Origin of the sequence: Geminicoccus harenae, assembly GCF_019800005.1 — a bacterium.
Lineage (GTDB): Bacteria > Pseudomonadota > Alphaproteobacteria > Geminicoccales > Geminicoccaceae > Geminicoccus > Geminicoccus harenae.
On sequence record NZ_JABGCL010000012.1, the window covers coordinates 110,795 to 129,580 of the forward strand.

At 68.6% G+C, this 18,786-nt stretch carries 18 protein-coding genes and 1 pseudogene; 7 read left to right on the plus strand and 12 right to left on the minus strand.

The window, feature by feature from the left end:
• Positions 1 to 127: 127 nt before the first annotated feature.
• A pseudogene (locus HLA95_RS13450) lies at positions 128 to 642 on the plus strand (Uma2 family endonuclease).
• A 3-nt stretch (positions 643 to 645) separates the two neighbouring features.
• The gene (locus HLA95_RS13455) at positions 646 to 1,257 is read left to right on the plus strand and encodes a Uma2 family endonuclease (protein WP_191058514.1); all 612 of its coding nucleotides are present in this window, start codon (positions 646 to 648) and stop codon (positions 1,255 to 1,257) included.
• Between the two features lie 5 nt (positions 1,258 to 1,262).
• Here the strand turns inward: HLA95_RS13455 and HLA95_RS13460 are convergent, their stop codons facing one another.
• The 9 genes from HLA95_RS13460 to ffh all read right to left on the minus strand — a co-directional run bounded on the left by HLA95_RS13460 (position 1,263) and on the right by ffh (position 9,416).
• Complete coding sequence (locus HLA95_RS13460) at positions 1,263 to 2,282, minus strand: aspartate-semialdehyde dehydrogenase (RefSeq protein ID WP_191058513.1); 1,020 nt, start codon at positions 2,280 to 2,282, stop codon at positions 1,263 to 1,265.
• 64 nt (positions 2,283 to 2,346) lie between these two features.
• Positions 2,347 to 3,459 carry a 3-isopropylmalate dehydrogenase gene (leuB, locus tag HLA95_RS13465; protein WP_370467490.1) on the minus strand — a complete coding sequence of 371 codons (1,113 nt, stop codon included), beginning with the start codon at positions 3,457 to 3,459 and terminating at the stop codon, positions 2,347 to 2,349.
• 348 nt (positions 3,460 to 3,807) lie between these two features.
• The gene (gene leuD / locus HLA95_RS13470) at positions 3,808 to 4,437 is read right to left on the minus strand and encodes a 3-isopropylmalate dehydratase small subunit (protein ID WP_191058511.1); all 630 of its coding nucleotides are present in this window, start codon (positions 4,435 to 4,437) and stop codon (positions 3,808 to 3,810) included.
• A gap of 11 nt (positions 4,438 to 4,448) precedes the next feature.
• Positions 4,449 to 5,858, minus strand: coding sequence for a 3-isopropylmalate dehydratase large subunit (gene leuC, locus HLA95_RS13475; protein WP_191058510.1), 1,410 nt, complete (start codon positions 5,856 to 5,858; stop codon positions 4,449 to 4,451).
• A 63-nt stretch (positions 5,859 to 5,921) separates the two neighbouring features.
• Positions 5,922 to 6,323, minus strand: a complete 402-nt coding sequence (rplS, locus tag HLA95_RS13480) for a 50S ribosomal protein L19 (RefSeq protein WP_191058509.1) — start codon at positions 6,321 to 6,323, stop codon at positions 5,922 to 5,924.
• Between the two features lie 3 nt (positions 6,324 to 6,326).
• Positions 6,327 to 7,040 carry a tRNA (guanosine(37)-N1)-methyltransferase TrmD gene (gene trmD / locus HLA95_RS13485; RefSeq protein WP_191058508.1) on the minus strand — a complete coding sequence of 238 codons (714 nt, stop codon included), beginning with the start codon at positions 7,038 to 7,040 and terminating at the stop codon, positions 6,327 to 6,329.
• Positions 7,040 to 7,555 (minus strand): ribosome maturation factor RimM, encoded by a 516-nt coding sequence (gene rimM / locus HLA95_RS13490; RefSeq protein WP_191058507.1) that lies wholly within the window; start codon positions 7,553 to 7,555, stop codon positions 7,040 to 7,042. The genes trmD and rimM overlap by 1 nt, the downstream gene beginning before the upstream one ends.
• Positions 7,556 to 7,652: 97 nt before the next feature.
• Positions 7,653 to 7,991, minus strand: a complete 339-nt coding sequence (rpsP, locus tag HLA95_RS13495; RefSeq protein WP_191058506.1) for a 30S ribosomal protein S16 — start codon at positions 7,989 to 7,991, stop codon at positions 7,653 to 7,655.
• Positions 7,992 to 8,045: 54 nt separating this feature from the next.
• Positions 8,046 to 9,416 (minus strand): signal recognition particle protein, encoded by a 1,371-nt coding sequence (gene ffh / locus HLA95_RS13500; RefSeq protein ID WP_191058505.1) that lies wholly within the window; start codon positions 9,414 to 9,416, stop codon positions 8,046 to 8,048.
• A gap of 186 nt (positions 9,417 to 9,602) precedes the next feature.
• Here ffh and dapF point away from each other — a divergent pair, with 186 nt between their 5' ends.
• From dapF to HLA95_RS13515, 3 genes are all read left to right on the plus strand, one after another.
• The gene (gene dapF / locus HLA95_RS13505) at positions 9,603 to 10,436 is read left to right on the plus strand and encodes a diaminopimelate epimerase (protein WP_255591931.1); all 834 of its coding nucleotides are present in this window, start codon (positions 9,603 to 9,605) and stop codon (positions 10,434 to 10,436) included.
• Positions 10,433 to 11,695, plus strand: a complete 1,263-nt coding sequence (gene mtaB, locus HLA95_RS13510) for a tRNA (N(6)-L-threonylcarbamoyladenosine(37)-C(2))-methylthiotransferase MtaB (RefSeq protein ID WP_191058504.1) — start codon at positions 10,433 to 10,435, stop codon at positions 11,693 to 11,695. The genes dapF and mtaB overlap by 4 nt, the downstream gene beginning before the upstream one ends.
• Positions 11,696 to 11,835: 140 nt before the next feature.
• Positions 11,836 to 13,581 (plus strand): adenylate/guanylate cyclase domain-containing protein, encoded by a 1,746-nt coding sequence (locus tag HLA95_RS13515; RefSeq protein ID WP_191060430.1) that lies wholly within the window; start codon positions 11,836 to 11,838, stop codon positions 13,579 to 13,581.
• A 27-nt stretch (positions 13,582 to 13,608) separates the two neighbouring features.
• Here HLA95_RS13515 and HLA95_RS13520 read toward each other — a convergent pair whose 3' ends face one another.
• The 3 genes from HLA95_RS13520 to HLA95_RS13530 are packed head-to-tail and all read right to left on the minus strand — an operon-like array spanning position 13,609 to position 16,885.
• Positions 13,609 to 14,865 (minus strand): ABC transporter permease, encoded by a 1,257-nt coding sequence (locus tag HLA95_RS13520; RefSeq protein WP_191060429.1) that lies wholly within the window; start codon positions 14,863 to 14,865, stop codon positions 13,609 to 13,611.
• A gap of 3 nt (positions 14,866 to 14,868) precedes the next feature.
• The gene (locus tag HLA95_RS13525; protein ID WP_191060428.1) at positions 14,869 to 15,306 is read right to left on the minus strand and encodes a hypothetical protein; all 438 of its coding nucleotides are present in this window, start codon (positions 15,304 to 15,306) and stop codon (positions 14,869 to 14,871) included.
• A 19-nt stretch (positions 15,307 to 15,325) separates the two neighbouring features.
• Positions 15,326 to 16,885 (minus strand): alkaline phosphatase family protein, encoded by a 1,560-nt coding sequence (locus tag HLA95_RS13530; protein ID WP_223861584.1) that lies wholly within the window; start codon positions 16,883 to 16,885, stop codon positions 15,326 to 15,328.
• A gap of 204 nt (positions 16,886 to 17,089) precedes the next feature.
• On the opposite strand from HLA95_RS13530, the gene HLA95_RS13535 reads away from it, so the two are divergent.
• Both HLA95_RS13535 and ftsY read left to right on the plus strand, forming a co-directional pair.
• On the plus strand, positions 17,090 to 17,773 hold the full coding sequence (locus HLA95_RS13535) for an ABC transporter ATP-binding protein (RefSeq protein WP_222183622.1): 684 nt from the start codon (positions 17,090 to 17,092) through the stop codon (positions 17,771 to 17,773).
• A gap of 47 nt (positions 17,774 to 17,820) precedes the next feature.
• Positions 17,821 to 18,765: a signal recognition particle-docking protein FtsY gene (gene ftsY / locus HLA95_RS13540; protein WP_191062295.1), complete on the plus strand. Its 945-nt coding sequence runs from the start codon at positions 17,821 to 17,823 to the stop codon at positions 18,763 to 18,765.
• Positions 18,766 to 18,786 lie beyond the last annotated feature (21 nt).

The window sequence follows — 18,786 nt, forward strand, 5'->3', positions numbered from 1 at the left end:
CTAGCAGCCACGGACGGTTTCGTCAGCCCGTGCTATGGGATGGGTGGCGAGGAGGTAGGCGATGGTACGGGCTTCCGGTGATCTGCCGCGGATGAGCTTCGAGGAGTTCCTGCGCTTCGAAGGCGAGATGGACGTCCGCTACGAGCTGTACCAGGGCAAGCTCGTCGCGATGGCACCGCCGCATGGGCGGCATGCGCGGATCGCTCAGAGTGTCGGTAACCTGCTGGACCGCCGCTCGTCCGATCCCGGCCGCTGCATGGCCTATCAGGGGGCCGGTCTCCTAATCTCCGAGAGCGACGCAACTTATCTCTTCCCGACGTGGTTTTTTCCTGCATGTCCCCGGATCGTCGCGGGCTCATGCACAGCGCGGCGATCATCGTCGAGATCCTGTCACCATCCACGGCTCTCAATGATTTTAGGATCAAGGTCCCAATTTATCAAGAGATCGATGGCGTACAGGAGATCTGGCTGGTCGATGCCGGCCGGCGGTGGGTGCAGCGCTGGCACCGGCATGGCGCGGACTGGATTGTGGCGTTGCCGGTGACCGGGGAGGACAGCTTCCACAGCGAAGTGCTGGACGCCCGGGTGGCGCTGGACGAACTCTATGCGGGGGTGCGGTTCGACGAGGAAGAAGGTGGCTGAACGATGGCCCGGGCGTTCCATGACCTGCCGAGGCTGAGCCTGGAGGAGTTTCTCCAGTTCGATGATGGCACGGACATCCGCTACGAGCTGCGGGATGGCTGGCTGCATGCCATGAATCCGGCTGGCCCCAGCCATGCCGTGATCAGCGGCAACATCAACGCCTTGTGGCGCGAAGCTTCCCGGGACCTGAAGCGATGCCGGCCGCTCATCACGCCGGGCCTCGTCCTCGACCCGAACAAGCCCAACTACTACATCCCCGATGTCGCCTATACCTGCGAGAGCTTCGGGGACCGGCTCTACATCCGGGAGCCGCTCGCCGTGGCGGAGGTGCTGTCGCCCGGTACCGAGCGTGACGACCTGGGGCTGAAGCTGGCGCGCTACCAACAGGTGCCGTCCATCGCGGAGATCTGGCTGGTGGGCTCGCGGGAGCGCTGGGCGCAGGTGCATCGCCGGGTGGAGGGGCACTGGGTGCCGGCCATCCCGGCGATCGGGCAGGGGCAGGTCGAGAGCGGCCTGCTCGGGCGCATGGTCGACCTGGAGGAGATCTATCTGGGCTCGGACGTGGCGGCCGAGGAGCCGCCACGCCGTCGCCATCGTCTGCCGGACTTCGACTGACCGCTCTAGACGTAGCCGTCCTCGACCAGGGCCTCGGCGATCTGGACGGCGTTCAGCGCCGCACCCTTGCGCAGGTTGTCGGACACGACCCACATGTTCAGGCCGTAGGGCACGGTGTCGTCCAGGCGCAGGCGCGAGACGAAGGTCGCGTACTCGCCGACCACGTCCTTGGGCGTGGCGTATTCGAAGTCGTCCGGGTCATCCAGGACGTTGATGCCCTCGAAGTTCATCAGCGCCTCGCGGGCCTCTTCCAGGTCGATCGGGCTCTCGAACTCGACGTTGATGGCTTCCGAATGGCCGATGAAGACCGGCACGCGGACGCAGGTCGCGACCACCTCGATCGCCGGGTCGAGGATCTTCTTGGTCTCGACCTTCATCTTCCACTCTTCCTTGGTGGAACCATCCTCCATGAACTTGTCGATCTGGGGGATGACGTTGAAGGCGATGGGCTTCTGGAACACCGTCGGCTTCTTGCCGAGGTCGTTCATGTAGACGGCCTTGGTGTGCTCGAAGAGCTCGTCCATGCCCTTCTGGCCGGCACCGGAGACCGACTGGTAGGTGGAGACCACCACCCGCTTGATCTGGGACAGGTCGTGGAGCGGCTTGAGCGCCATCACCATCTGGATGGTGGAGCAGTTGGGATTGGCGATGATGTTGCGGGTGCGGGCGTATTGCAGCGCCTCGCGATTGACCTCCGGCACCACCAGCGGGACGTCCGGGTCCATGCGGAAATGGCTGGTGTTGTCGATGACCATGCAGCCGGCCTGGGCGGCGCGGGGAGCGTGGACGGCGGAGACGGCCCCGCCCGGCGAGAACAAAGCGAGGTCGAAGCCGGAGAAGTCGAAGCTTTCCAGGTCCTTGACCTTCAGCTCCTGGTCCTCGCCGTAGCTGACCTCCTTGCCGACCGACCTGGCGGACGCCAGGGCCACCACCTCGTCGGCGGGGAATTCCCGCTCGGCCAGGATGTTCAGGATCTCGTGGCCGACCGCACCCGTGGCGCCGGCGACTGCTACTCGAAAGCCCATGAGCGTCTCCTTCCTGGAGGTCCGGGCGCCCGCCAGGGCCCCGGGACGCCCATGAAAACTGGAATCAGGTCGAGCGCTTGGTGAGCGCGGTCAGGATCTTGGTGCCCATCTCGGCGGTGCCGACGGTGGTCATGCCGTCCTGCGCGATGTCCGCGGTGCGGTAGCCCTCGTTCAGCACGTCGGCGATGGCGGCTTCGATCAGGCTGGCCTCGGCGTCGCGGTCGAAGCTGTACTTCAGCAGCATGGCGAAGCTCATCAGCGCCGCGATCGGGTTGGCCATGTCCTTGCCGGCGATGTCCGGGGCGGAGCCGTGGATCGGCTCGTACATGGCCTTGCGCTTGCCGGTGGTGGCGTCCGGGGCGCCCAGGGCCGCCGAGGGCAGCATGCCCAGCGAGCCGGTCGCCATAGCCGCGGCGTCCGACAGGATGTCGCCGAACAGGTTGTCGGTGACGATCACGTCGAACTGCTTGGGCCGGCGGATGAGCTGCATGGCGCAGTTGTCGGCGTACATGTGGGAAAGCTGGACGTCGGCATATTCGCGGGCATGCAGCTCGGTCACCACCTGGCGCCACAGCACGCCTGTATGCATGACGTTGGCCTTCTCGACCGAGGTCACGCTGTTGCCGCGCTTGCGGGCGAGTTCGAAGCCCACCCGGGCGATCCGCTCGATCTCGGCGGTGGTGTAGACCTGGGTGTCGACGCCACGCTTCTGGCCGGCGCCCAGATCCTCGATGCCGCGAGGCTCGCCGAAATAGACGCCGCCGGTCAGCTCGCGCAGGATCAGGATGTCCAGGCCGCGCACCAGCTCGGGCTTCAGGGTGGAAGCTTCCACCAGGGCGTCGAACACGATCGCCGGGCGCAAATTGGCGAACAGCTCGAGCTGCTTGCGCAGCTTCAGGATCGCCTGCTCGGGCTTCAGGTGGAACGGGTTGGTGTCGTACTTGTGCACGCCCACCGCGCCGAACATCACCGCGTCGACCGCCTGGGCCTTGGCCAGCACCGAATCGGTGATCGGCTCGCCATGGGCATCCAGCGCGGCGCCGCCGACCAGGTCCTCCTGGAGCTCGAAGCTCAGGCCCTTGCTGCCCAGGAAGTCGATCACCCGCCGGACGACCGCCATCACCTCCGGCCCGATGCCGTCGCCAGGGAGGAAGAGGATCGAACCGGTGGTCATCAGTCGCTTTCTCGGGTTCGTTTGTGCAAACTTGCCGCTTCATGTCATCCCCTGGCTCGACCGGGGGATCAACGGCAGGAGGGAGCCTGGCCGGTTGATCCCCCGCCTGCGCGGGGGATGACAAAAAGAGGCGCTCGGGTTCGTTTGGTAAATCGTCTGCTCCGCCATGCCTCGCGGGTGCGGGGGATGGCGGAGGAGGCGGCTCGGGTTCGTTGCGTCGTTTCGCTGCTTCTCGGGTTCGTTCGTGCAGTTTCCTTTCCTCGTCATCCCCCGCGAAAGCGGGGGATCGACTGCGAAGGGTTCCACATAGTCGATCCCCCGGTCAAGCCGGGGGATGACGGAAGGGGTGGATCAGGCGCCGGCGCCCGCGGAATAGAGCCAGGGAGCCTGGGCCTGCTGCTTCGCCACGAAGGCCTGGATCTTGTCGGCCTTCTGCATGGTCAGGCCGATGTCGTCCAAGCCTTCCAGCAGGCATTCCCGGTTGAACGGGTCGATCTTGAAGCTGATCGGCTCGTTGCCGGTGGGCCGCAGGATCAGGTTCTGCTCCAGGTCGACGGTGAAGGTGGGATCCTGCGCGTTCTGGGCTTCCGCCATCAGCGCGTCGATCGTCTCCTGGGGGAGGCGGATCGGCAGGATGCCGTTCTTGAAGCAGTTGTTGTGGAAGATGTCGGCGAAGCTGGGGGCGATCACGCAGCGGATGCCGAAATCGGCCAGCGCCCAGGGGGCGTGCTCACGCGACGAGCCGCAGCCGAAATTCTCACCGGCGATCAGGATCTGCGCCTGGCGGTATTTCGGCTGGTTCAGCACGAAGTCCGGCACTTCCTGCCCGTCCTGGGTGTAGCGCATCTCGTCGAACAGGTTCTTGCCGAGACCCGTCCGCTTGATGGTCTTCAGGAACTGCTTGGGGATGATCATGTCGGTGTCGACATTGATCATCGGCAAGGGGGCGGCGATGCCGGTCAGCTTGGTGAAGGGGACCATCGCGTTCTTCCTCAGGCGACCAGCTTGCGGACGTCGGTCAGCTTGCCGGTGATGGCAGCGGCCGCGGCCATCTCGGGCGAGAGCAGGTGGGTACGGCCCTGGCGGCCCTGGCGGCCCTCGAAGTTGCGGTTGCTGGTGGAAGCGCACCGCTCCTTGGGCGAGAGCTGGTCGGGGTTCATGCCGAGGCACATGGAGCAGCCGGCCTCACGCCACTCGAACCCGGCATCCTTGAAGATCTTGTCCAGGCCTTCCTGCTCGGCCTGGTAGCGGACCAGGCCGGAGCCCGGGACGACCATGGCCTGCACGTTGGCGGCGATCTTCTTGCCGGCGATCACCTTGGCGGCGGCGCGCAGGTCCTCGATCCGGCCGTTGGTGCAGGAGCCCAGGAACACCTTGTCCAGGACGATCTCTTCCACCGGCATGCCGGCGGAGAGGCCCATATAGTCCAGGGCGCGCTCCATGGCGCGGCGCTGGGCCTCGTCCTTGGCGTGCTTGGGGTCCGGCACCCGGCCGGAGATCGGCACCACGTCCTGCGGGGAGGTGCCCCAGGTGACCTGCGGCTCGATCTCCTCGGCCTTGAGCAGGACCTCGGCGTCGTAGGTGGCACCCTCGTCGGAGGCCAGCGTGCGCCACCAAGCGACCGCCTTTTCCCAGTCCTCCCCCTTGGGCGCCATCGGGCGGCCCTTCAGATAGGTCCAGGTCTTCTCGTCGGGGGCGATCAGGCCGGCGCGCGCACCGCCCTCGATCGACATGTTGCACACGGTCATCCGGCCTTCCATCGACAGGCCGCGGATCACCGAGCCGGCATACTCGACCACGTAGCCGGTGCCGCCGGCCGTGCCGATCTTGCCGATGATGGCCAGGATCACGTCCTTGGCGGTCACGCCGAAGGGCAGGGTGCCCTCCACCGAGATCCGCATGGTCTTCGGACGCTTCTGGATCAGGGTCTGGGTCGCCAGCACATGCTCGACCTCGGACGTGCCGATGCCGAACGCCAGCGCACCGAAGGCGCCGTGCGTGGAGGTGTGGCTGTCGCCGCAGACGATGGTCGTGCCGGGCAGGGTGAAGCCCTGTTCCGGCCCGATCACATGGACGATGCCCTGGCGCCGGTCGCGCATGCCGAACAGCTGGACGCCGAACTCGCGGCAGTTCTCTTCCAGGGTCTCGACCTGGATGCGCGAGGTCTCGTCCTCGATCGGCCGGGAGCGGTCGGTCGTGGGCACGTTGTGGTCGGGAACGGCCAGGGTCGCTTCCGGGCGCAGCACCTTGCGGCCCGAGGCGCGAAGACCCTCGAAGGCCTGGGGGCTGGTCACCTCGTGGACGAGGTGCCGGTCGATGTAGAGGAGGCTGGTGCCATCCTCCGCCACGTCGACCAGATGGCTTTCCCAGATCTTCTCAAAGAGGGTTTTCGGCCCGCTCATCTTTCCGTTCCCGAACTTACTTGAAGCCTATCGGCCCTGGCCTGCTTGAGGCCGTTCCTGGCCTCAGGCCTTGTCGGCCGAGGCCTTCTTGGCGGTGTCCATGCGGCGCTCGGTGATGCGCGCCGCCTTGCCGGTGCGGCCACGCAGGTAATAGAGCTTCGCGCGCCGCACCTTACCACGACGCACCACCTCGATGGAGGCGATCCGTGGGCTGTAGAGCGGGAAGACGCGCTCCACGCCCTCGCCGTAGGAGATCTTGCGCACGGTGAAGGCGCTGTTCACGCCGCGGTTGCGGCGGGCGATGCAGACACCCTCGAAGGCCTGCACGCGCTCGCGGGTGCCCTCGATGACCTTGACGTTGACGCGAAGCGTATCGCCGGCGCCGAACTCGGGAATCGCCTGGCCGCCACGGGCTTCGATGACGTCGTCCCGCTGTTCCTTGTCGAGCTGTGCGATGAGATCCATGGATCAGTTTCCTTCGAGGTTGAGTTCGACGTTCTTGGCCCCGATCAGGTCGGGGCGACGCAAGGCGGTGACGGCTTCCGCCTGGTCCTTCCGCCAATCCCTGATCCGGGCATGGTGCCCGGACAAGAGAATCTCAGGTACCGGCCGGCCTTCCCAGACCGCCGGCCTTGTATAATGGGGATATTCGAGGAGTCCGTCCTCAAAGCTTTCCTCAGCTAACGATGAGGCGGAGCCCAGCACGCCGGGCAGGAGGCGCACCACCGCATCGAGCAGGAGGAAGGCGGCGAGCTCGCCGCCCGAGAGGACGAAGTCGCCGATCGAGACCTCGTCCAGGCCACGGGCCTCGACGACGCGCTGGTCCACACCCTCGTAGCGGCCGCACAGCAGGACGACGCCCGGACCCCCGGCGAGCCTGCGGGCATCGGCCTGCACGAAGCGGCGGCCGCGCGGGGTGAGGTAGATCCTGGGGCGCGGGTCACCCGGCGGGGCGGCGGCATCGATGGCCGAAGCGATCACGTCCGGGCGCATCACCATGCCGGCCCCGCCGCCGAACGGCGTGTCGTCGACCGACTGGTGGCGGTCATGGGTGAAGCTGCGCGGGTTGATCGTGTCGAGCGACCAGTCGCCCCGCTCCAGCGCCTTGCCGGTCAGGGACTGGCCGAGCGGGCCCGGGAACATCTCGGGGAAGATGGTGACGACCGAGGCGGCGAACGTCATCACTCGACCTCCACCGGCGGGTCGATCACGACCCGGCGGCCCTGGAGGTCGACCACCGGCACCACCGCCTTGGTGAAGGGGAAGTCGCGCAGGCTGCCGTCTGCCGTCCGCACTTCCAGGATGTCGCCGGCGCCGAAGTCCTGCACGCCCACGATCTCGCCCAGCTTCTGGCCATCAGGAGTCTCGGCCGAGAGGCCGATCAGGTCCTCGTGGTAGAACTCGTCTTCCTCAGGCGCCGGCAGCACGCTGCGCGGGACGTAGAGCGCCACGCCGCGCAGCCGCTCGGCGGCGTTGCGGTCGGTGATGCCCTCGGCCTTCACGATCAGGCCGTTGTCCAGGACGGTGACGATCTCGATGCGAAACAGCCGGTTGCCCTGAGCGTCGTGGAGCGGGCCGTAGGCGGCGGCGTTCTCGGGCTGCTCGGTGAAGGTCTTGAGCTTCAGATGACCGCGCACGCCATGGGCCGTCGCCACGGCGGCGACGCAGACCATGCGCTCGGCGGCATCTGCGGCCATCGACCCCATCCCCAGCGGGTCCAGGCTGGCGCCCGGCCCCCAACGGCAGCAGGCCGGCCCGAACCGGGCCGGCCCATCCTCATCGAACCGGAACGGCTCAGGCGGCGGCTTCGGCCTCGGCCTTGGCCTTCTTCTCGGCGATCTCGGCGGCGCGCTTGCCGGTGCCGCGATGCACGGTGGCACCCGGCAGGATGCCGGCCTTGTCCAGGAAGCGGGCGACGCGGTCGGTCGGCAGAGCGCCGACGGACAGCCAGTGCTTGATCCGCTCCTCGTTCAGGACCAGGCGGTTCGGATCCTCGGTCGGGCGGATCGGGTCATAGGAGCCCAGGCGCTCCAGGAAGCGGCCGTCGCGGGGCGAGCGGCTGCTGGCGGCCACGATCTTGTAGTAGGGGCGCTTCTTCGCGCCGGCGCGGGCGAGGCGGATCTTCACCGACATGATACGACTTTCCAAAGGTTCGACGATTGAGCGGAGGGAAACAGCGAGGAAGACCTACATCCGGGGCAGCATTCCCGGCGGGATCATGCCCTTGGGCAGCTTGCCGATCAGGTTCTGCAGGCCGCCCATCTTCTTCATCTGCTTCATCATGTCCTGCATCTGGCGATGCTGCTTCAAGAGCTGGTTGACGTCCTGGACGGTAGTCCCGGAGCCCTTCGCGATGCGCCGCTTGCGCGAGGCGTTGAGCTTGTCGGGATCGCGCCGTTCCAGCGGCGTCATGCTGTCGATGATCGCCGCCTGACGGGTGAACACCCGCTCGTCGACCTTCTTCTCGTCCAGCTGCTTCTTGATCTTCTGCACGCCCGGCAGGGCCGACAGCATGCCCTGCATGCCGCCCATCTTCTTCATCTGCACGAGCTGTGAGCGGTAGTCGGCCAGGTCGAAGCGACCCTTCTGGACCTTCTTCGCCAGCTTCTCGGCTTCCTCGCGGTCGATGTTCTCGACCGCCTTCTCGACCAGGCTGACCACGTCGCCCATGTCGAGGATGCGACCGGCGACCCGCTCGGCGACGAACGGCTCGAGCTGGTCCAGCTTCTCGCCGATACCGACGAACTTGATGGGCTTGCCGGTGATCTGGCGCATCGACAGCGCCGCACCGCCGCGGGCATCGCCGTCCATGCGGGTCAGCACGATGCCGTCGACGCCGATCTCGTCGTTGAAGGCGCGGGCTACGTCCACCGCGGTCTGGCCGGTGAGGCCGTCGGCCACCAGCAGGGTTTCCTGCGGCTCGGCCAAGAGCTTCACCTCGGCCAGCTCGTCCATGAGCTGGTCGTCGATCTGCAGGCGGCCCGCCGTGTCCAGGATGACGACGTCGTAGCCTTCCCGGTGGGCGGTATCCAGCGCCCGCTGGGTGATCTCCACCGGCTTCTGGCCCGGCACGATCGGCAGGTGGCCGGTGCCGGTCTGCTCGGCCAGCACCTGGAGCTGCTTCTGGGCGGCCGGGCGCTGCACGTCGAGCGAGGCCAGGAGGACCTTCTTGCGCTCGCGGTTCTTCAGCCGGAGCGCCAGCTTGCCCGAGGTCGTGGTCTTGCCCGAGCCCTGCAGGCCGCACATCAGCACGACCGAGGGCGGCGAGCCCAGCTCCAGGCCGACATGCTCGGTGCCGCCGAGCAGCTCGACCAGCCGGTCGTTGACGATCTTGACGATCTGCTGGCCGGGCGTGATCGAGCGGATCACCTCCTGGCCGATCGCCCGCTCCTTGATGCCGGCGACGAACTCCTTCACCACCGGCAAGGCGACGTCGGCCTCCAGCAACGCCACGCGGATCTCGCGCAGCGCCTCGGCGACATCGGCTTCGGAGAGCGCGCCGCGCCGGCGTAGCCGGTCGAACACGCCACCGAGGCGGGTGGTCAGGTTCTCGAACATCTTCCCGGTCGTTTCCGCATGTCCCGGGCCACGGATGGCATTTCCGGACATGACAGCGTATAGAAGGACGCCCCCGCGAGACGGGCCCGCGAAGCGCGGCTCTCTTGAGCATCACCGCACCGGGATGTCAAGGAATCGCGGTTCCACCGTTGCGCGGCGGCGGATGATCTGCAATCAGGCCGCATCATGACCACCGTGCCATTCACCAAGATGCATGGGCTGGGCAACGATTTCGTTCTTCTGGACGAGCGTCGCAACCCCACCCCGCTCGATCCCGCCTGGATTGCCCGCCTCGCCGACCGCCATCGCGGCATCGGCTTCGACCAGCTCGTCGTGATCGACGCCGATCCGGAGCTGGACGTGCATGTCCGCTTCTTCAACGCCGACGGCAGCGAGTCCGGGGCATGCGGCAACGCCTCGCGTTGCGTGGCCAAGCTGATCCATGGCGAGACCGGCCGGGACCGGGTCTGGATGCGCACCGGGCGCGGCATCCTGGAGGCGGTGCGCGACGGCGAGCTCTGGACGGTCGACATGGGCCGGCCGCGGCTGGCCTGGGACGAGATCCCGCTCACCCATGACTGCGATACCGAGGCGGTGCCGGTGGACGTGGCGGGGCTGCCCCGGCCGTTCGCGGTGAGCATGGGCAATCCCCATGCGGTGTTCGTGGTCGACCATCTGGAAAGCCTGGACGTGGCCGGGATGGGCTCGATGCTGGAGCGCGACCCGATGTTCCCCGAGCGCGCCAATATCGGCTTCGTCCAGGTGCTGGACCGCAAGAACGTGCGCCTGCGCGTGTTCGAGCGCGGGGTCGGGCTGACGCTGGCCTGCGGCAGCGGGGCCTGCGCCGCGATGGTGGCGCTGGTGAAGAAGGATCTGGTCGACGGAAAAGCGACCTTCCAGCTCGACGGCGGCGAGCTCGTCCTGGCCTGGGACGGGACGAGCGGCGTGCGGATGACCGGGCCCGCCAGCATCGTGTTCACCGGCGAGATCAGCGCCGAGTACCTGCCGGGCGACGCATGAGCGCCATCGACGTCCTGACCTTCGGCTGCCGGCTGAACAGCTTCGAATCCGAGGTGATGCGCCGCCATGCCGAGGATGCCGGGTTGAGCGACCTGGTGATCGTCCATTCCTGCACGGTCACCGCCGAGGCGGAGCGTCAGGTCCGCCAGGCGGTGCGCAAGGCGCGGCGCGAGCAGCCGGGCAAGCGGATCGTGGTGACCGGCTGTGCCGTGCAGGTGGATCCGGCCAGGTGGACCGGCATGGCGGAGGTCGACCATGTGGTCGGCAACGAGGACAAGCTGAAGCCGCTCACCTGGACGAACCTCGCCGGCGAGGGGCCGGAGCGGGTCCGGGTCGGCGACATCATGGCGGTCAAGGCCATGGCCGGGCATCTGGTGCCGGGCTTCGACGGGCGGAGCCGTGCCTTCCTCCAGGTGCAGAACGGCTGCGACCATCGCTGCACCTTCTGCATCATCCCCTATGGGCGCGGCCCCTCGCGCTCGGTGCCGGTGGCGGACGTGGTGGCCCAGACCCGGCTCCTGGTGGCGCAGGGCTATCGCGAGCTGGTGGTGACCGGGGTCGACATCACCTCCTACGGCAAGGACTTAGGCGATGCCCCGACCCTGGGCGGGCTGCTCAAGGCGGTGCTGCGGGAGGTGCCGGAGCTGCCGCGCCTGCGCCTGTCCTCGATCGACCCGGCGGAGATCGACGGGGACCTCTTGGAGCTGATCGAGGGCGAGCCGCGGCTGATGCCGCATTTGCACCTGTCGCTCCAGGCGGGCGACACGATGGTGCTGAAGCGGATGAAGCGGCGCCATTCGCGCGACGACGTGCTGGCGCTGACCAGCCGGCTGCGCGCCCTGCGCCCGGACCTGGTGTTCGGTGCGGACATCATCGCGGGCTTTCCGACCGAGACCGACGCGATGTTCGAGAACACGCGGCGGATCGTGGCCGAGGCCGGGCTCACCTGGCTGCACGTCTTCCCCTACAGCCCGCGCCAGAACACGCCGGCCGCACGGATGCCGCAGGTCGAGCCCGCCCTGCGCAAGGAGCGGGCGGCGATTCTGCGGGCCGAGGGTGCGGAGGCGGTGGCGCGCTTCTATGCCGGCGAGCAGGGGCGGGTGCGCGAATTGCTGGTCGAACGGGGCGGGGCCGGGCACACGCGGCACTTCGCGCCGGTGAAGCTCGCGGCCAATGACGACCCGGCAGCGGGCGCCCTGATCGACGTGCGCATCACCGGCGTGGACGGGCAGGTGCTGCTGGGCGAGCGGGCGGCCTGAGCGCCCCTCCTCGCAGGCGGGTACGGCGGCTGCCGGGATATATCGTCGCAGGGCGCCAGACGGGCTATCATCCGCGATGCCGCTGAAAGGCGGCACGGCCGTGACAGGCGCGGTCGGGCTGCCCGGGGAGAGAGCAGGCGATGGCGGAGGCGCGGCTGGAGCGGCGGCTGGCGGCCATCCTGGCGGCGGACGTCGCCGGCTACAGCCGGCTCATGGAACGCGACGAGGTCGGCACGTTCGGGCGGCTGAAGCGGCTGCGCCAGGAACTGGTCGAGCCGGTCCTGGCCCGGCATGGCGGGCGGGTCGTCGACCTGAAGGGCGACGGCGCCATCATCGAGTTCGGCAGTGCGGTGGACGCGGTCGAGGCCGCGGTGGCGGTCCAGCAGGCGATGGCGGAGCAGGACCCGGACCTGCCGGAGGAGCAGCGCATCCGCTACCGGATCGGGATCAACCTGGGCGACGTCATCGTCGAGGACGGCGCCATCTACGGCGACGGGGTCAACATCGCGGCCCGGATCGAGGCCTTGTGCGAACCGGGCGGCGTGTGGCTGTCGCGCAGCGTCTACAACGCGGTCCGGGGCAAGCTCGCCCTGCCGCTGGCGCCGACCGGCCTGCACCGGCTGAAGAACATCAGCGAGCCGGTGGAGATGTTCCGGGTGGCGCTGGGGCCGGGGGCTGCCGCCGCACTGCCCCTGCCCGACAAGCCCTCCATCGCCGTCCTGCCGTTCACCAACATGAGCGGCGACCCCGAGCAGGACTATTTCGCCGATGGCCTGGTGGAGGACATCACCACGGCGCTCAGCCGGGTGCGGTCCTTCTTCGTGATCGCCCGCAACTCGAGCTTCACCTACAAGAACCGGCCGGTGGACGTGCGGCAGGTGTCGCGCGAGCTGGGCGTGCGCTACGTGCTGGAAGGCAGCATCCGCAAGTCGGGTGCCAGGGTCCGCATCGTCGGCCAGCTCATCGATGCCACCACCGGGCACCATGTCTGGGCCGACCGGTTCGACGGCGATCTCAGCGACATCTTCGACCTGCAGGACCGGATCACCGAGAGCGTGGTGGGTGCGGTCGAGCCGAGCATCCGGCTGGAGGAGATAAGGCAGGCTCGCACCAGGCCCACCGAATACATCAGCGCCTACGACCTCTACCTTCGCGCCCTGCCGGGCTTCTACAGCATGACGGCGGAAGGGTTCGCGGAGGTGCGGCGGCTCACCAACGAGGCGCTCAGCATCGACCCGGGCTTCACCCTGGCCAAGGCGCTGGGGGCCTATATCCGCAGCATCTCGGTGAGCCAGTGCTGGCACGAGCCCGATGACACGCGGGTGGCCATCCGCATGGCGCGCGAGGTGCTGGCGGAGGCGCGCGACGACCCGACCAGCCTGCGCTTCGCCGCCCAGGTCCTGGCCTACAGCGCCAAGGACTACGAGACGGCGCTGGGCGCCATCGACCGCTCCCTCCTGCTCAATGGCAATTCCGCCCAAGGCCATACCGGTGCCGGCTGGGTGAATGCCCATGCCGGCCGCCCGCTCGCCGCGATCGAGCATTTCCACCGCGCCATGCGGCTGAGCCCGGTCGATCCGGAGAAGGGCATCGCCCTGTCCGGCATCGGCATGAGCTATCTCATGCTGGAGCGCTACGCGGAGGCGCTGGACTGGGGCGAGAAGGCGCTGCGGGAGATGCCCAATTACGGTTCGTCGCACCGGGTGGTGATTTGCGGGCTGGTGGGCCTGGGCCGGATGGAGGAGGCCAAGGTGGCGGCCGGACGGCTGATGGCGGCCTTCCCGACCTACACGCTCACCCTGCAGCGGCAGATCAATCCCTGGCGGGACATGGCGTTCGCGCAGCGCTACCTGGATGCGTTGCGCGTGGCGGGCGTCCCTGACTGACCGGTACCATTGCGCGGGGCAGTCCTGTCAGCCGCGCAGCGCCTGGGCGACCGAGCCGCGATAGGCGAAGGCGGCCGGGATCGCGGCCAGCACGGAGCCGGCCAGCACGATCGCCAGGACCAGGCGCAGTTCGACCACGCCCAGGCCGATCGGGAGGCTCAGCGCGGTGCGGCTCTCGAACAGGCGGCCGACCAGGAAGGCGCCGCCATAGCCGACCGCCAAGCCCAGCAATGCGCCGGTCGTCAGGATCAGGGCGACGTTCAGCCAGATGGTGGCGAACACGAAGGGGCGCGAGGCGCCCAGTGCCCGCAGCACGCCGATCAGCCGGCGGCGCTGGGCCAGGCTCGCCAGCACCGCCAGGAGCACGGCACCAATCACCAGGACCTGGGTGAGCAGGGAGATGGTGGCGACGAGATCGCGCACGTCGCCCAGGAGCGCATAGAGCTGGACCAGGACCTCGGCCGGGAACACTGCCATGGTGTCGTCGGCGGCACGGTATTCCTGGCGGAGCTGGTAGGCGGCGGCGAAGCTGGCCGGGGTCACCACGATCGCCGGCACGCCCGGCAGCTCGGCGCGGTCGAAGGGCGGGCCCAGCGGGATCAGGTCGAGGGCGGGCTCGCCGTGCGGGCCATCCGGCCAGAGTGCGGCCTCGTCCAGGGCATGGCCCACCGGCAGGGAGTGGACCCACCAGACCGCCTCGATCGGGGCGATGATCGCACGATCCCAGGGCGTGCCCTGGCGTGCCATCCGGCCGACCACGTGCTGGTGAAAGCCGTGGGCCTCCTCGTCCTCCATCTCGACATGGCCGTGCGCCGGCTCGAACTCCTCGCCCAGCGCCAGGGGCACGTCGGCGCCGACCACCACCTCATCGATCCGCTCGAACAGGCGCCCCTCGGCCGGGGCCGAGGCACCGCCAGGGGCGAGAAAGCCCGCCGTGGTGCCGACGATCGGATGGCCCCGCCAGTTGTCGCCGAAGCCGATCGGGGCAGCCTCGGCCACGTCCGGATTGGCGGCGAGGTCGGCCAGGATGGCGCCGTCGATCAGCTCGATCGCGGCCGGCTGGAGATAGACGGTGGAAAGGACGAGCTGGGTCTCGCTGCCGGGGGCACCGATCAAGAGGTCGAAGCGGTCGGCGGCCCGGGCACTGCCTTCGCGCAGTGCGCGGTCCTGGGCGGAGACGGCCACACCCAGGCCCACGGCGAGCGCCACCAGGAGGACGATGGCCAGCGCACCGGCACGGCTCCGCCTGAGGTCGGCCAGCACGAACGGGAAGGGATTGCCCAAGGCTCAGAGCCGCTCGTAGGCCGCGTCGATCAGGCGGACCCGGCTGACGAAGCCGGTCTCCTCGTCGATCTCGGTGCCGAGCGAGAGGGTGCCGGTCACCAGGATCGGCAGGTTGAAGTCGACCCAGTCCTGCTTCTGGCGCAGGCGGACCAGCACGATGTCCTGCGGCCAGTCCGCCTCCTTGTCGCAGAACGGGCAGACCGCCATCGGCATCTTGGTGAGCACGAAGAAGGGGGCGTCGGGCTTGAGCGGCGGGGCCATGAAGCCCTGAATCTGCACGGGCTCGTCGGCCAGCGCCAGCGCCTCCTCGGAAAAGGCGGCGCCCCTGCCGTAGATGTCGCGCAGCTTGATCCGGGTGGCCGCATGGCCGGGCCGCACGACACCGGCCAGGCCCAGCGCCGTGGCGGCGAGCAGCAGGTGGCGTCGTGTGTTCCCAGCCATGACGGTCCTCCGGTTCAGGTCAGTCCATCGCCCCGGCGCGCTGGCCGATCTTCGAGGCGTGGTTCATCACGTGGAAGATATAGTTCTGCTCGACCGTACCCTGGAACAGGTGCGCCCAGGGGCCGATCGCGTAGATGCCCAGGTCCTCGCCGCCATGGGTCTCGCTGGACATCGGCACCAGGGCCGGCTGGAGGAAATCGACGTCGGTGGTGTCGACATTGGTGAGGTCGACACGCGGCGCGTCCTTCAGGGCACCCGGGCCGTTGGCGAACTGCAGCGTGGTGTAGGGCTTGCCATCGTCGCCCAGCAGCGGCTCGCCCTCCCAGGCGGCCAGGCCCAGGATCGGGTTGCCACGCTCGGGATAGCCGTTGATCGTCAGCGTGTGGCTGTGATCGGCCGTCACCACGATCAGGGTCTCGTCCAGGTTCACCTTGTCGACCGCGGTCTTGATGGCCCGGTCGAAGGCGATGGCATCGGTCAGCGCGCGGGCGGCGTTGCCGGCATGGAGCGCATGGTCGACCCGGCCGCCTTCCACCAGCAGGATGAAGCCCTCGTCGCCGGACTTGGCCTGGAGGATGTCGATGGCCTTGTCGGTCATCTCGGCCAGCGACGGCTCGCCGCCGGCATCCTTCTCGCGGTCGACGTCGTACTGCATGTGCGACATGTCGAAGAGGCCGAGCACCGGGCCGGTGCTGGCGGGGTCGATCGCGTCGAACTGCTCCTTGTTCCACACATAGGCCGAGCCGGCGCCATGGCGGTCGGTCCAGGCCTTGGTCAGGTCGCGGCCGTCCTTGCGCCGGCCGGTCTTGCCTTCGTACTCGGGATCGGCCGCGGTCTCGGGCAGGAAGTACGAACGGCCGCCGCCGAACGCCAGGTCGAAGCCGTGCCCGTAGGGGATCTCGATCATCGAGCGGGCGATGTCCTTGCAGCCCATCTGGAGGGCTTCCGCCGGCATGTCGGCGTCCGATTCCCAGTCACGGCTGGGCGAGTGCGAATGGGTGGCGCCCGGGGTCGCGTGGGTGAGGCGGGCGGTGCTGACCACGCCGGTGGCGAGACCTGCGGCCTGGGCCATCTCGAAGATCGTGGTGACGGCACCGTCGTCCAGCGACGCCTGGCAGTCCTCGACCGGCACGGTGTGCTTCACCGCCATGGCGGCGTTGCGGGTCTTCACGCCGGTCACCATGGCGACCGCGGTGGGCGAGCTGTCGGCGACCTGGGCGTCGGAGGAATAGGTCTTGGACGCGGCGAGATAGGGGAAGGATTCGAAGGTCAGCACGTTGGACTCGCCGTCCACGCCGCGCTGCTGGCCTTCCAGGATCCGGGCGGCGGTGACCGTGGCGAAGCCCATGCCGTCGGCCACGAACAGGATCACGTTCTTGGCCTGGTTGGTGTTCGGCTGCTGGGCCTGGATCCGCGCCAGGATGTCCTGGCCGGTCTGGAAGTAGGGATCGTCCGCCTGGGCCAGCGTGATGCTGCTGGACGCGGCCCTGGGCGGGCTGGTGTCCACGGTCCGGCCGCAGCCGGTAACCGCCAGCGCGGCGGTGCCGAGCAGGAATGCGGTTGTGATCGATCTGCGCACGTAAACCTCCCCCATTCTATTGTTGTGACAGATTCGTGATAGTTCCGTGACAACGATAACGGCAAGCCACAAGATGAACGCAGCCGTGCCGCAGCGAGGGAGGGCGGCCGGCACGGATAGGGATCGGATCGAATTGGGCCGACAGGAATCTTCCTCGTCGGATTCTGGGGCATGGCAGGACACGGTCAGGAAGAAAATCAGGCGATGGCGACACGCCATCCGGGTGGCCTGGCGGTGCGCGGGCTGAAGGTCGTGTTCGACCGGGGGGCGCCGGTCCTGGACATCGGCCGGCTGGATGTCGGAAGCGGGGAGCAGGTGGCGATCACCGGCCCGTCCGGCTGCGGCAAGACCACGCTGGCCCTGGCCTTGTCCGGCATCCAGCCGGTGCAGGAGGGGCAGGTGCGCTGGAACGGCCAGGACGTCGCTGGCCTGGGCGAGGGCGCCCGTGACCGCTGGCGGCGGCGCCATGTCGGCATGATCTTCCAGGACTTCCACCTGGTGCCCGGCATGTCGGTGCTGCGCAACGTGCTGGCCGCGAGCTATTTCAGCACCTGGCGGCCAGCGGCGCCCGTGGTGGCGCGGGCGGCGGAGCTGCTGGAGCAATGCGGCGTGCCGCCCGGGCGCCAGGACGTGGCCAGCCTGTCGCGCGGCGAGCAGCAGCGCGTGGCGATCGCCCGCGCCCTCCTGCTGGACCCGCCGATCCTGATCGCCGACGAGCCCACCGCCAGCCTGGACCGGGCGAACGCGGAGCGGGTGGCGGGGCTGCTGGCCGAGGCGGCGCGGCGGCAGGGCGCCACGCTCATCGCGGTGACCCATGACCCGGTCCTGATCGAGGCGATGGACCGCACGGTCCGGATGGCGGATGGCCAGGTGATGGAGGGCGGCTGAGCGGCACCCTTGCCGAAACCCGCCGGTTGCGCGAGGTTCCGCCCGCCATGACCCAGCCCAATTCCAGTTGGTGGCAGCGCCTGAAATCCGGTCTGTCCAAGACCTCGGGCCAGCTCACCGGTTCGATCTCCGCGATCTTCGTGAAGAAGAAGCTCGACCAGGACATGCTGGACGAGCTGGAGGAGGCGCTCATCGTCGCCGACATGGGCGTGGAGACGGCCGGCCGGCTGGTCGGCCACCTCAAGCGTGAACGCTATGGCCGGGACGTGACCGACCGCGAGGTGCGCCAGGTCCTGGCGGCCGAGGTGGCGCGGATCCTCCAGCCCTATGCGAAGCCGATCCCGTCCCGGGAGGTGGCGCCGCAGGTGATCCTGGTCTGCGGGGTGAACGGTACCGGCAAGACCACCACGATCGGCAAGCTCGCCAAGATGGCGACCGATGCCGGGCTGAAGGTCGTGCTGGCGGCCTGCGACACGTTCCGCGCCGCGGCGGTCGAGCAGCTCCAGGTCTGGGGCGAGCGCAACGGCGTGCCGGTCTATGCGGCGACGCAGGGCTCCGACCCGGCGGCGCTGGCGTTTTCCGCCCTGGAGAAGGCGAAGGCCCAGGGTGCCGACATCCTGATGATCGATACGGCGGGGCGGCTGCACAACAAGGCGGCGCTCATGGACGAGCTGAAGAAGATCGTCCGGGTGATCAAGAAGGTCGACCCGTCGGCGCCGCACGACACGGTGCTGGTGCTGGACGGCACGACCGGGCAGAACGCGCACCGCCAGGTCGAGGTGTTCCGCGACATCGTGGACGTGAGCGGGCTGGTGGTCACCAAGCTGGACGGCACCGCCAAGGGCGGCGTGGTGGTGTCGCTGGCCGAGCGCTTCCACCTGCCGATCCACGCGCTGGGCGTGGGCGAGGCGATCGAGGACCTCAAGCCCTTCGAGGCGCAAGCCTTCGCCGATGCGCTGCTCGGGCTGGACCAGCCGGAGCAGGCCGCCTGAGGCGCCGGAAGTGATCGTGAT